At 50.5% G+C, this 13278-nt stretch carries 10 protein-coding genes; 7 read left to right on the top strand and 3 right to left on the bottom strand.

The window, feature by feature from the left end; all coding sequences use genetic code 11:
- The first annotated feature begins 12 nt into the window (after positions 1–12).
- The 7 genes from E5354_RS08375 (at position 13) to E5354_RS08345 (ending at position 9074) form a co-directional block, all read left to right on the top strand.
- Positions 13–2418 carry a family 43 glycosylhydrolase gene (locus tag E5354_RS08375; protein WP_135947193.1) on the top strand — a complete coding sequence of 802 codons (2406 nt, stop codon included), beginning with the start codon at positions 13–15 and terminating at the stop codon, positions 2416–2418.
- Positions 2419–2429: 11 nt separating this feature from the next.
- Entirely contained in the window at positions 2430–4838 is a 2409-nt protein-coding gene (locus E5354_RS08370; protein ID WP_135947192.1) for a glycoside hydrolase family 127 protein, read from the top strand.
- A gap of 119 nt (positions 4839–4957) precedes the next feature.
- Positions 4958–6085, top strand: coding sequence for an aminotransferase class I/II-fold pyridoxal phosphate-dependent enzyme (locus E5354_RS08365; RefSeq protein WP_135947191.1), 1128 nt, complete (start codon positions 4958–4960; stop codon positions 6083–6085).
- Positions 6082–7455, top strand: coding sequence for a pimeloyl-ACP methyl esterase BioG family protein (locus tag E5354_RS08360; protein WP_123396204.1), 1374 nt, complete (start codon positions 6082–6084; stop codon positions 7453–7455). The genes E5354_RS08365 and E5354_RS08360 overlap by 4 nt, the downstream gene beginning before the upstream one ends.
- A complete protein-coding gene (bioD, locus tag E5354_RS08355) occupies positions 7455–8081 on the top strand; it encodes a dethiobiotin synthase (protein WP_123396203.1) in 627 nt (208 codons plus the stop codon). The genes E5354_RS08360 and bioD overlap by 1 nt, the downstream gene beginning before the upstream one ends.
- 128 nt (positions 8082–8209) lie before the next feature.
- The gene (locus E5354_RS08350; RefSeq protein WP_123396510.1) at positions 8210–8842 is read left to right on the top strand and encodes a 3'-5' exonuclease; all 633 of its coding nucleotides are present in this window, start codon (positions 8210–8212) and stop codon (positions 8840–8842) included.
- Between the two features lie 19 nt (positions 8843–8861).
- On the top strand, positions 8862–9074 hold the full coding sequence (locus tag E5354_RS08345; protein ID WP_123396202.1) for a hypothetical protein: 213 nt from the start codon (positions 8862–8864) through the stop codon (positions 9072–9074).
- A gap of 275 nt (positions 9075–9349) precedes the next feature.
- Here the strand turns inward: E5354_RS08345 and E5354_RS08340 are convergent, their stop codons facing one another.
- Genes E5354_RS08340 through E5354_RS08330 form a run of 3 tightly spaced genes read right to left on the bottom strand, consistent with a single transcriptional unit; the run spans position 9350 to position 13105 of the window.
- Positions 9350–11923: a TonB-dependent receptor domain-containing protein gene (locus E5354_RS08340; protein ID WP_135947190.1), complete on the bottom strand. Its 2574-nt coding sequence runs from the start codon at positions 11921–11923 to the stop codon at positions 9350–9352.
- A 2-nt stretch (positions 11924–11925) separates the two neighbouring features.
- The gene (locus E5354_RS08335; protein WP_168353860.1) at positions 11926–12600 is read right to left on the bottom strand and encodes a DUF4974 domain-containing protein; all 675 of its coding nucleotides are present in this window, start codon (positions 12598–12600) and stop codon (positions 11926–11928) included.
- Positions 12590–13105, bottom strand: coding sequence for an RNA polymerase sigma factor (locus E5354_RS08330; RefSeq protein ID WP_123396199.1), 516 nt, complete (start codon positions 13103–13105; stop codon positions 12590–12592). The genes E5354_RS08335 and E5354_RS08330 overlap by 11 nt, the downstream gene beginning before the upstream one ends.
- Positions 13106–13278: the final 173 nt, after the last annotated feature.

Below are 13278 nucleotides of genomic sequence, written 5' to 3'. Positions count from 1 at the left end.
CAGCAACACAGTATGAGAAGACTGACAGCATGGCTCATCACCGCCGCAGTAAGCCTCGGCAGTGCATCGGCCGATGTGCCCTACAACGCCCCCGGGGCTATGAATCCCGTAATTCCGGGATACTTTGCCGACCCCACGGTGAAGAAATTCGGCGACACATATTATATGTACGCCACTACCGACGGCAGCGGTGCCGGTTTCGGACCTGCCCAGCTATGGTCGAGCAAGGATTTCGTAAACTGGACCCTGATGCCCATGAACTGGCCCGACAGCCACTGGATATGGGCTCCCGATGTTATGCTCAACAAGAACGACGGCAAGTACTACTATGTCTACTGCCAGCCGTGCCAGATACATGTAGGCTCAGGCGAAACCCCGCGCGGCCCGTGGCACAACATCCTCGGCGAGAGCGAGGCGGTGCTTGTCCCCGACCGATTCGTCACCAACGCCATCACCCTTGACGGACAGACATTTGTCGATGACGACGGCTCGATATACATGTATTGGGGCACATGGGGAATATATGACGGTTTCGGATGCGGCGCAGGCAAGCTCACCCCCGACATGAAGGGATTTACCGAAACCCGCCTCATCCCCAACACCGAGGTGACCGACTTCTTTGAGGCTCCCTTTGTGCTGAAGCGCAACGGCACCTACTACTTCATGTACTCGTCGGGCTCATGTCACGACCACACCTACCGCGTGCAATACGCCACCTCCGACAAGCCTCTCGGCCCCTACACCTACCGCGGCTGCCTGCTTGAGAGCAATGCCGACGGCACCGTACACGGCCCGGGACATCACAGCGTGCTGCAGGAGAGCGACAACTACTACATCGTCTATCACCGTCACGACAATCCGCACTCCAACCGCGGTTTCCACCGTCAGCTGTGCATCGACAAGCTTGAATTTGCCGCCGACGGCTCGATAAAGCCCATTACGCCCACCCACAAGGGCATTGGCGCTCTCGCCAAGAGCAGCGTGACATCGCCCAACCTCGCATTCGGCAAGAGCGTGAAGGCATCGTCATCCTACGACAGTGACTTCAAGGCCGAATATGCCGTCGACGACAACAACGGCACCCTGTGGCGCCCCAAGGGCATGGGTCAGGAGTGGCTTGAAATCGACCTCGGTAAAAAAGAGGACATTCGCACGATATGGACTCAATGGGAGTACGGCACCCAGTTCTACCAATACCTCATCGAAACATCGCTCGACGGCAAGTCGTGGGACATCTTCGCCGACAAGCGTGACAACCGCCTCGCCGGAAGCCCCATGGTCGACTTCGGCAACACCGAGGCCCGCTACGTGAGAGTGACATTCACCGGCGGCCAGAAGAACGGATTCGGCGGTGCGATATGGAACATCAAGATATTCGGCGACATCGAGGAGTCGTGTCCGCAGCAATGGCTGGGACTTACAGCCGCCGACTGGGACGGCCGCCGCTGGAACAACAACGAGGGTCAGCTCGGAGGCTACTTCACGCTGAAGTCGGGTGAGGCGCGCTCATGCCGTGTCGACGGCCGCGATGCGCTTGTGCTTCAGCCCGGTACGGTGCTTGAATATGCCAATCCCCTGTTGTCGCCCGCCAAGCCCCACACGCTCAGCGCAATGGAGCACATCAACAGCAAGTGGACCGCAGCCGACCTCGGCAACGCGCTCACCGACGGACGAATAACCATAAGCAGCGGTGACCGTCAACTCACTATAACCAATCTGCGCTTCTATAACTGGAAGCAGGAGCCGGTGGAAACCGAATTTGACCTCACGACCGACATTCGCCGCATGCCCGTGGCCGACAACTTGCTTAACGGAATCGTTGTCGACATCAACGCCGACAACTTCGCTACGGGCGACACAATCCCCTATTTCGACAACAACGGTGTCGAAGGCTACTTTGAAGCCATGTCACAGCCGGCCGTAATCACCGAAATCGAAGGAAAGAAGGCGTTCAAGTTTGACGGCTCGCAAGTCTACATGTCATCATTCGCGCTGCCGGCCACCCTGCGCGACAACGCTCCTTACACTCTGGAAATGTGGATTCTGAATCCCGAAATCGCCGAAAACGAGTGCATCGCCGACTTCACCACCTCACACGACGAGCTTGAAAAGATAATGGCCGTGAACGGCACCGAGCCACGATGCGGAGTGATGCAGCACTACGGATGGTATGAGGACGCGGGCTGGAAGGATGTCAAGAACCTCGAAGGCAAGTGGCAGCATGTCTACGTGTGCTTCGACGGCCGAATGGAGCGCGTCTACATCAACGACAATCTAGTCAGCGAAAAGGACATACAGTTAATTGTCAAACCGTCGCAATACATAACCCTCGGACGCAATGCCGAGCGCGATTGGCCCTTTACAGGTTATCTGCATTCACTGAAACTCTGGGACGAATATATACCATATAATAAATAATCATTATCATCATGAAAAAGTTATTAGCAACAATGCTGTTGACAACAGTCGTGGCAAGTGCCTCGGCCAAGTCGCCAAAACAGCAATCGCACGGATACCCCATCGACCCCGTGCCATTCACTTCGGTGAAAGTGACCGACAATTTCTGGGGCCAACGCCTTAAAGCAAGCCGTGAGGTGACTATTCCCCTCGCATTCAGCAAGTGTGAGGAAACGGGTCGCTATCAGAACTTCATCAACGCAGCCCACCCCAGCGACACAATAAAGGTTGGCGGCCTTGCATTTGACGACACCGATGTCTACAAGACAATCGAGGGCGCAAGCTACCTGCTGCAGACCTATCCCGACAAGAAGCTTGAACACTATATCGACAGCGTGCTCGTGATCGTGGCCGCAGCCCAGGAGCCCGACGGCTACCTCTACACAAGCCGCACGATGAACCCCAAACATCCCCACGAATGGGCCGGCTCAAAGCGCTGGGAGATGGTGGAGGATCTGTCGCACGAGTTCTACAACCTCGGCCACATGGTTGAAGGAGCAATCGCCCACTACCAGGCTACCGGAAAGCGCAACTTCCTCGACATCGCAATCAAGTATGCCGACTGTGTGTGCCGCGAAATCGGCGACAATCCCGGACAGGTTGTACGCGTACCCGGACACCAGATTGCCGAAATGGCGCTTGCCAAGCTCTATCTCGTGACCGGCGACAAGAAATATCTCGACCAGGCAAAGTTCTTCCTCGACAAGCGAGGCTATACCACCCGCACCGACGAATACAGCCAGGCCCACAAGCCTGTTGTGGAGCAGGATGAGGCTGTAGGTCACGCAGTTCGTGCCGCCTACATGTATGCCGGAATGGCCGATGTGGCTGCGCTTACCGGCGACTCGGCCTACATCAACGCAATCGACAAGATCTGGGACAATATCGTAGGCAAGAAGTACTACATCACCGGCGGTATCGGTGCCACCAGCAACGGCGAGGCATTCGGCAAAAACTATGAGCTCCCCAACATGTCGGCCTACTGCGAAACTTGCGCAGCAATCGGCAATGTATATGTCAACTACCGCCTGTTCCTGCTTCACGGCGATTCAAAGTACTACGATGTGCTTGAGCGCACACTCTATAACGGTCTCATTTCGGGCGTGTCGCTCGACGGAGGAGGCTTCTTCTACCCAAATCCTCTTGAGTCGATAGGTCAGCACCAGCGTCAGCCCTGGTTTGGCTGTGCCTGCTGTCCCTCCAACATCTGCCGCTTCATCCCGTCGCTTCCCGGCTACATCTATGCCGTTAAGGACCGTGATGTTTACGTGAACCTCTTCATGTCCAACACCGCCGACCTCGATGTCGTAGGCAAGAAACTCGTTCTCAGCCAGTCGACCCGCTATCCCTGGAACGGCGATGTTAACATAAAGGTCGACAAGAACAATGCCGGCAAGTTTACAATGAAGATCCGCATCCCCGGATGGGTTCGCAATCAGGTGGTTCCGAGCGACCTCTACACCTATTCCGACGGAAAACGCCTCGGCTACACCGTTACTCTTAACGGAACTCCGCTCACCAGCGAACTAAAGGACGGCTATTTCTGCATCGACCGTCAATGGAAGAAGGGCGACCAGGTTGACGTTCACTTCGACATGGAACCGCGCACAGTGAAAGCCAACAATAAGGTTGAATCCGACCGCGGACGCGTGGCTGTTGAGCGCGGCCCCATCGTGTACTGCGCCGAGTGGCCCGACAACGACTTCGATGTACTGAGCGTGTTCATGAACCGCAATCCCAAGTTTGAAGTTGTAGAGAAACCCGAACTTCTCTACGGCATCAATGAACTTGTAACCGACGCCCAGACACTGGGATATGACGACAAGGGCCGACTCACCACTACCGATGTCAAGCTCACCCTCATCCCCTACTACTCATGGGCTCACCGCGGATCGGGCGCAATGGCCGTGTGGTTGCCTCAGGAGCTTTCGGCTTCTCGTCCCACAATGCCCGCAACCCTTGCCTCGGAAAGCAAAATCAACGCATCGCACATGGCATCGTCAATCTCGGCAATCAACGACCGTCTTGTTCCGAAAGACGAAAACGACCGCTCTATGCCCTACTACCACTGGTGGCCCAAGCAAGGCACTACCGAGTGGATAAGCTACGAGCTGCCGCAGCCCTCAACCGTACAGAGCTCGACCGTGTATTGGTTTGACGACGCACCTTGGGGCGGTTGCCGTGTTCCCAAGTCGTGGAAAATATACTACCGTGACTCACAGGGTCAATGGCAGCCCGTAACAGGAGCCGACAATTACGGCACTGTAAAGGGAGCGGCCAACACCGTCAACTTCGACCCCGTGAAGACATCGGCTGTCAAGCTCGAAGTCACCCAGCCCGCCGAATACTCATCGGGACTCTTTGAGTGGGAAGTGAAGTAAGTAAGTCAACTCAATAACAATCCGCTTAACGGCAGTCGGAATCACCACCGGCTGCCGTTGCTTTTATAATTTGCGGTGTGAGTTATTTTAAGTAATTTTGTAGCCGAATTTATCATTGCATGACACATTACAGCGACATTCTAAACCAACTTCAATCCACAGGCAACTACCGTGAGATTCCCGCCGACGGAGATTTCCGGGGCATCGACTTCTCGACCAACGACTACATGGGGCTGGGCAACGACCGGGAGCTGCAAAGGCAGTTTTTTGACAATGTCGACAACCGCGCAATACCCATGACCTCGTCGGCGTCACGCCTGTTAGCTTCACGCCAGCACGAGCATGAAGCGCTTGAGCGGTTGCTCTCTGACCTATACGGTCGCAGCACGTTGCTGTTTAACAGCGGCTACCACGCCAACACCGGAATCATATCGGCCCTTGCCGATTCGGGAACCTACATCGTGGCCGATAAGCTGGTTCATGCAAGCATAATCGACGGCATAGTGCTGTCACGCGCACCGTTCACAAGGTTCCGTCACAACGATTACGACCATCTGGAGCGGATACTGCAACGCATAGCCGACTCCCACGAGCGCATACTCGTAATAACCGAGTCAATCTTCAGCATGGACGGCGATGCGGCCGACATAGACCGGATGACCGACATTAAGCGACGCTTCAACAACGTGATTTTATACATCGACGAGGCCCATGCATTCGGCGCCGCCGGACACCGTGGATTGGGATTGTCGCGCGACAACGCCAACTACAACGATGTCGACATCATAGTCGGCACATTCGGCAAAGCGGCAGCTTCGTCGGGAGCCTTCGCGGCCGTCAATTCCACAATAAAGAATTTCCTCATCAACCGCTCACGCAGTTTCATATTCTCAACCGCGCTGTCGCCCATGACATGCGCATGGACATCCTTTGTAATCGAGCGGCTTGTCACGATGGATGCTGAGCGCGACCGCCTGGCCATGCTCGGAAAGCACTTTGCCGAGAAGCTTTCGGCCATCTCAGCGAAACCGGTTGTGGAGAGCCACATAATACCCTTCATCGTAGGCGATGCATCGCTTACGGTCGACATGTCATTGCAGCTTCGAGCACTCGGCTACAAAGTGCTGCCGATACGCACCCCCACCGTCCCTGCCGGAACCGAACGACTGAGATTCAGCCTTAGCGCATCGATGGATGTCAGCGACATCGACAGAGTTGTAAATGCAATAAAAAGCATCATGAAATGAAGCAGGAATTCATAACCCGTCATAGTGGAAACCGCAGGCTCATACTCATCTTCCTGGGATGGGGCATGACCGATGCCGTGCTCAATTCGGTTGAACGGCTCGACGGCTATGACATCATGGCTGTGTGGGACTACCGCGACGAATCGTTTGATGCCGAAATCATCAACTCCTATCGTGAGATATTCGTATTCGCATGGTCGTTTGGCGTATTCATGGCCGCACGCACCCTTGCACGTAACAGTTCACTCCCAGTAGCGCTGAAGGTGGCGATAAACGGCACACTGAATCCCGTTCACGACACACTCGGCATACCCTCGGCCATATTCCACGGAACACTTGCCGGATTGAACGAGCGATCACTCGCAAAGTTCTATCGCCGGATGTGCAGCGACATCTCCCAATTCAACGAGTTCAAGGGCAACTATCCCGAACGTGACATCGACGGCCTCAAAGATGAGTTGACAGCAATCGAGCGTTACGCAGCCGACGGCTCACCGCTCGACACTTCATGGCACCGCGTAATCATCGCTGCCGACGACAGGATATTCCCTCCTGAAAACATGGCGAAGGCGTGGGAACACACTCCACGCACAAGCAAAATCGCAGGCGGGCATCTCCCGCAATGGCAAAAGATACTAGAGAGCGAAATAATCAACAAGAAGGCTGTAGGTGAAAAATTTGAGAGCAGCGCCTCGACCTACGATGAAAACGCGATTGTCCAGAATCGCATAGCCGCTACCTTGTGGAAACTTTGGCGCGAGAACATGACATCGCAGCCGTGCAGCATACTTGAAATAGGTGCCGGAACGGGAATGTTGACAAGAGAATATGCACCGGTGCTGACCGATGCCGACATAACCACCTGGGACTTGACCAATGCGATACGCCCGCTTCCGACCGGCAAAGCGGTCACAGGCGACGCCGAGGAGCTTGTCTACGACGCTCTCCCCGACAGCTTCGACACAATCGTGTCGGCTTCAACATTCCAATGGTTCAACTCTCTGCCCATGTTCCTGAACAACGCATCACGCATCATGCGACGGGGCGGCATACTGGCATTCTCGACATTCGGCCACGACAACATGAAGGAGCTGTCGGCGATAACCGGCTCATCACTGCGATATTTCAGCAAGCAGGAGCTGTGTGACATGATTCCTGAAGGATTTGAAATATGCGAAGCTCTTGAAGAGCGGATTACAATGTACTTCAATTCGCCGCGTGACATACTGGTGCATCTGCGCGACACCGGAGTTAACGGAGTGTACACTCCGTCCAACAACCTCGCACGCATAATGCACGAATATCCGCGACACGACGAAGGATGTCCGTTGACCTATCATCCAATCTACATAATTGCAAGAAAAAAATAATGGGAAAGACAATTTTCATATCGGGCATCGACACCGATGCCGGAAAGACATACGCCACAGGATGGCTGGCAAAAAACTACATGGACAAAGGGCTCTCGGTAGCCACTCAAAAGTTTATCCAGACAGGCAACAAGGAGTTCTCGGAGGACATTGAAGCCCATCGCAAAATAATGGGCATAGAGATGCTGCCCGAGGACATCGACCACACTACCGCTCCGATAATATTCAACTATCCCGCGTCGGCCCAGCTGGCGGCCCGAATCGACGGCAGGGAGATTGACCTGTCGCTTGTCGACAAAAGCCGTGAAACACTGTCGTCGCGCTACGACATATTGCTTATCGAGGGTGCCGGCGGACTGATGGTGCCCATAACCGACGACTACTTCACGATCGATTACGTGGCCGACCGGAATCTGCCCATAATACTTGTGACCAACGGCATTCTCGGCTCGATAAATCACACCATACTGTCGCTCGAGGCGATCAGCAAGCGCAACATCAAGCTACATTCGGTAATCTACAACACCCACTTCGACAAGGACAAGGTAATTGCCGAGGACACGCTCGGATTCATACAACGATATGTAGCTAAACATTTTCCCAATAGCGAAGTGCTGGTCATGTAGTTTTGATTTAATATCCGTTAATATAAGTTAAACTAACTTATACCGCAAACTCTGTTAAAACACATTTTATTATCTTTGAAGCGACACATATATACTAATTGGACATCAACGAGAAATCTAACATACAGATGAATGTCAAAACTATAATACTATCAATATCAAAAGAGCAGCTTGCAGCTCTACCGACCGTTACCTACCCGGGGCACATCGTGGTAGTGAATACGGTAGAGCAGGCAACGAGCGCCCTTGAGATAATAAAGAGGTATCCCGTAGTAGGCTTTGACACTGAAACCAAACCTTCATTCCGCAAAGGACGCACCAATCAGGTGGCTCTAATACAAATATCTACGGGAGATTGCTGCTATCTTTTCCGAATAAATAAATTCGGTTTTATCCCTGAATTGTGCCGATTGATCGAGGACGAATCGACAACCAAAGTGGGACTGTCGTTAAAAGACGATTTTCAGGTTCTGCACAAGATTCAGGAGTTCTCTCCTAAAGGTTTTATAGACCTTCAAAGCATGGTAAAGGAGTATAACATACAGGATTGCAGCCTGCAGAAGATATATGGCATAATATTCAACGAGCGCATTTCCAAGAGCCAAAGGCTATCCAACTGGGAAGCATCGACACTCACCGCTCCCCAGCAGATATATGCCTCAATCGACGCCTGGACATGCCTCAAGATATACAATCACCTTATATCAGGAAACTTCAAACCCGAAGAATCACCATATAAACAATCACAAGAATCTCAATAATAAAACCAATTTGCAATCCATGAAAAAATCGACTTACATCCCATTGCTGCTTACCATCTATCTGGGAGTAATGAGCTATATAGGACGTGATGAATTTTATGCGGGGAATTATGTATATTATTTCAGCATAATAGGAGCTACATTGCTGTGCATAGTGTTGCTGCACTTCTTTCTCAAGAAGCGTGACAAGCTTGCTCAGGAACGTAAGGACGACATGAACAAGAGCCGTTGAAACCCCGCGACCGGAAGAGTGCGATGTCAGTATAGATACTCATTGATCACCCTGTAGGTCAACTCGTTTTCCCGACCGATTTCCCTAACAGGCGGGCGCATGGCTTTAGAGCGGCACTCGTCATTATGCGGCTGCGCAGCCCGGCTTGGCTGTGCGGGCTCACAGGCACGTGCCGGTTGGGACGGTTTTCCATGACATTATCTTTTCTCACAAAGATAATAGCACGAAATGTCCGATTTCACCCCATAATGTCGCGAATCGCATTTTTAAGCTTGTCACATGCGGTTCTTTTCGGCTTGCCCGGCACCGGTGCCCTTGTACTTGGAGCGGGAAGTGTTGATGTTGTATCGCAGTGTAAGCATTACATTTCGGGATTCCTGATAATTTACCGTGGTGACCTTAATATCGCCATTGTACATCACTATGCGCTCATTATTTGTGTCAAATATATCGTTGGCATTAAATTGAATAGAAAACATGTCATCGAAGAATGATTTACGCACTCCGAAATTAAGGTAGCTTCTCGCCTTAAGATAGCAATTTTCGGCGCTTCCCGAAGTCTGTACCATAAAATCGGCATCGATTATCCATCCATGAGGAAGAGATATGGCGTTATCCCAATTGAAAATCAGAATCGGTCGATTAAGCTTCATTTCCCGGTCAAGAAAACGAGTGGCGTAACGACTGCAATATACGCCAATTGTGGGCTGTGGTGACCAGCAACCTACATGGGGTTGCGCACCTATGGCAAACTGATATTTATGACGCGCCTTACTGTTTTCAAATTTGATAAGCTTCACCAACGGGTCATCGTTGTAGCGGTGAGCCGTATAAAATATAGGATTCTTTTCATAAGAGTATATTGCCTGAGCAAAGAAACAACTCCATTGTGCCATCAGTTGCACGGAATATATGTCGACCGGTTTCAGTGAAGGGTCGCCACTTTGATAGCTATATCTGTTTATATATTGCAGCGCACCGTCAAGCTGATAATAAGAGGGGCGAGTTGTTCGACTTGTTATGTTAAGCGACAATCCCACTCGGCCTATTTTGGTGGATGCGAAAACCGAAGGAAACCAGTTGTTATATTTACGGCTACGGTCTTCGTCAAGGCGGTTGCCTTCATAATATTTGTAACGCACATGCTCGAAACGGACGCCCAATCCGGTCTGGAATTTTCCGAAAGTCTGTGTCAACTCGACAAATGCCGAAATATTGTCCTCATTGATTCTCGTATCGCTTCCCGAAATATCGGCTCCCGTGTAAACTGAATTATAACTCACTTTGGAATTAGTGTATTCCTCACCCACTTCGATTTGACCATTCCATAGAGGATAAGACACATTGAGTTTTTCGGCCAACAACCTTTTGCGATTGCCGGCGTCAGTGATCACCGTCCGCTCACTGTCGTTTTCGTCAGTTTCAAAATGTGTAAAATCCTTTTTTGAATTATTCTCGACATAATCGGCATTAAAGTCAACATAAGAATTCCCGATTTTGCCGCTATAATATACATTGGCCTCATGTGAAGGCATTGTCCTTTCAACAGCCGACTGTATAGTAGACAGCTTCTCGTAGGGTTTTCCGTCATTGGTCACGACCGATTCGATACTGCCATTCGGCTTGGCTTTCATGCTGCCGGTTTCAAAATATCCACCAAACGAATGGTTCTCGCCAATCTGGTAATTGAATCCTATTTTGCCTGAAAAATTCCGAATAGTATTTATCGTATATGCATTAATAAGTTGCTCAAAAATACTTTCACCATAGGTTGTCATACTTGGGACATCATGAAACCGCCTCTTTCCACCATGGAAATACCCATTGGCAAAAATCTCCAATCCTCCATGCCGATACTTCAATGACACATTATCGGTGTTCAAAGCGAAATGGGCCACTTTGAGCCTATTATACAGCGCAATACTGAATCCCTCACCCTTAGGAGGAAGAGTGACAATGCGGATAACGGCATTAGTTTCAGCCGAATACTTGGCTCCAGGATTACTTATAACTTCGATGGACTTGATTTCGGAAGAGCTTAATTGGTCAAGCGCACTCGGATTAGTGACAATCCTGTTGTTGATGTATATTACCGCCGATCCTCGTCCGAAAACAGAATAATTACCGTCAGAGCCGAAGACAAGAGGAATTCCGACAAGTACATCATTGGCTGTGCCGGCACTTGCAAGTACCGTGTTGGTTATGGTTGTAATCATTGCGTTTCCGGCTATGCGCGTCATAGGCAACTCTCCTTCCACAACAACATTCTGCAACTTAACCGGACTTTCAGAGAGTGATATAACTCCACAATTACCCGATAGAGGAACCTTCATTGAAAAATCATCATATCCGAGATAAGATATTTTCAACGTAACATCATTGCTGTCACACGGAATTTTGAAAGCTCCGTCATTGTCAGTGATACCATAGGTCAATGGTTTTACTTCATCGCCCGACAAAATATATATGACACCGGCTACCATAGGCTCTTCATCGCCATCCACAACCCTGCCATGTATGGTGTAGTGACCATGCTGAAAGGCTTCGACATAGTAATCGTCACCTCTCTTTATCACCGAAACGGGGTTTATTCCGATTATTTGGTGCAATGCGTCATAGACATCATCGGTGTTGATTTTTGCCGATACAGTGTAGTTGTCAAGCTCCTTGTAGATGAACGAGATGTTTATTTCGGGGTGATCTTTGCTGATTCGCACTATGGCATCCGATATAGGTACATTGTTGAATGTATAGGAATATTCATAAGCACCGGCCGAAATAGAGGTCACCATTATTATGAAAGCGGTCAGCAGGACTCTCTTGACCGACAAACGATAAATCGATAACATTTTCAATCAATAATTAATGTGTCACCTTCTTGTTTTATATCTATTCGCTCAAATGTATTAAGCTGCGACACTACTTCATCGAGAGGCAATGCCGGGTCGAGCCTATAATAAAGATGCAGGGATGCGGTTTCTCCACTGTTGAACTTCACTTCAACACCGTAGGCCTTGGCAACCGTTTCCATTATTGCTTCAAGAGGCTCATTTTCAAACATTATAGGCCCTGAGGCCGATATTGTCGTATCGGCCGGTGCATTTATTAAAGAATCGGCTGATGCCACAACCGGTGATTCCGGGTAATCGACATCATTTACAATTGTTGATTGAGGCTTGCGCTCTATCACAGCAACAGTGACAGCAATTCCTGCAGCGACCGCCACAATGGAAGTGCATACCAACGCCGCAATCGAGGCTGCGCGACTTCCAAACCACAAAAGGTAACGACGAGGATTTACAGCGTGCTTGCGAGAAAAGTCCTCCCACTCGGCATCGACATCGACAACATTGTGAGCCTCTATTGCGGAATCGGTCTTGCAGAGGAGATTGTAGATCTCCCTTGACTCAGAATCGGAGAATATTTCATTAAGTTTCTCCTCGGTATATCTCTCGGGATGCTCGATAATGTCAAGCACAAGGGCATATTTACCGGTGCCCTTCGGATCGTCTAAATTACTGTTCATTTTCATTGAGTTTTTGACGGATGACAGTTAATGCATGACTTAGATGACGATAGACGGCTGTTTCACTTATGCCCATTGCAGCAGCGATTCGGGCAAACGGCATTCCCTCGGAAAACCGAAGTTCCATAACCTTGCGGGCCTGTGAGGATATATCCGACTTTATGAGAGCGTATATGCGAGCAATGGTTTCATCATCGGGCCAATCCTCGGTATCGTATTCCTCGTTGTCGAGAAAGTAGCGATTGGCTATGCGCTGATGAATCTCACAATCCCTGATGTGGTTAAGGCAACGGTTTCTTACCGACTTAAGAAGATAACCTCCGGCAACGTTGATGTCGGCATCGGACAGGGCTGCAACCCGCATTTCGCCACCCAATAGGGCGGCAAAGATATCATGTACAATGTCACGTGCAAGGTCCTCGTCGTGCAGGAGCGCAACAGCCAATCGGTGCATCCTCGCATAATGAGCTTTGAAAAGCCTCTCTATGTCATTTCTGCTTGTCATACACTAATAAGACACATAACATTTTCAAAACTCAACCTTGAGGGATAAATTTTTTGAAAAATTTTCGGGGAGGGTATAAAAAGAATCAGGCCGGCTGCGATGTGCAGTCGGCCTGATTGTGAAGGGGGCGGTTACCTACTCTCCCACTTTCGCAGTACCATCGGCGTGGCGGG

Origin of the sequence: Muribaculum sp. NM65_B17, from assembly GCF_004793735.1 — a bacterium.
Classification (GTDB): domain Bacteria; phylum Bacteroidota; class Bacteroidia; order Bacteroidales; family Muribaculaceae; genus Muribaculum; species Muribaculum gordoncarteri.
The sequence above is the reverse complement of the archived record's forward strand: the minus strand, read 5'-3'. Positions and strand labels throughout refer to the sequence as shown.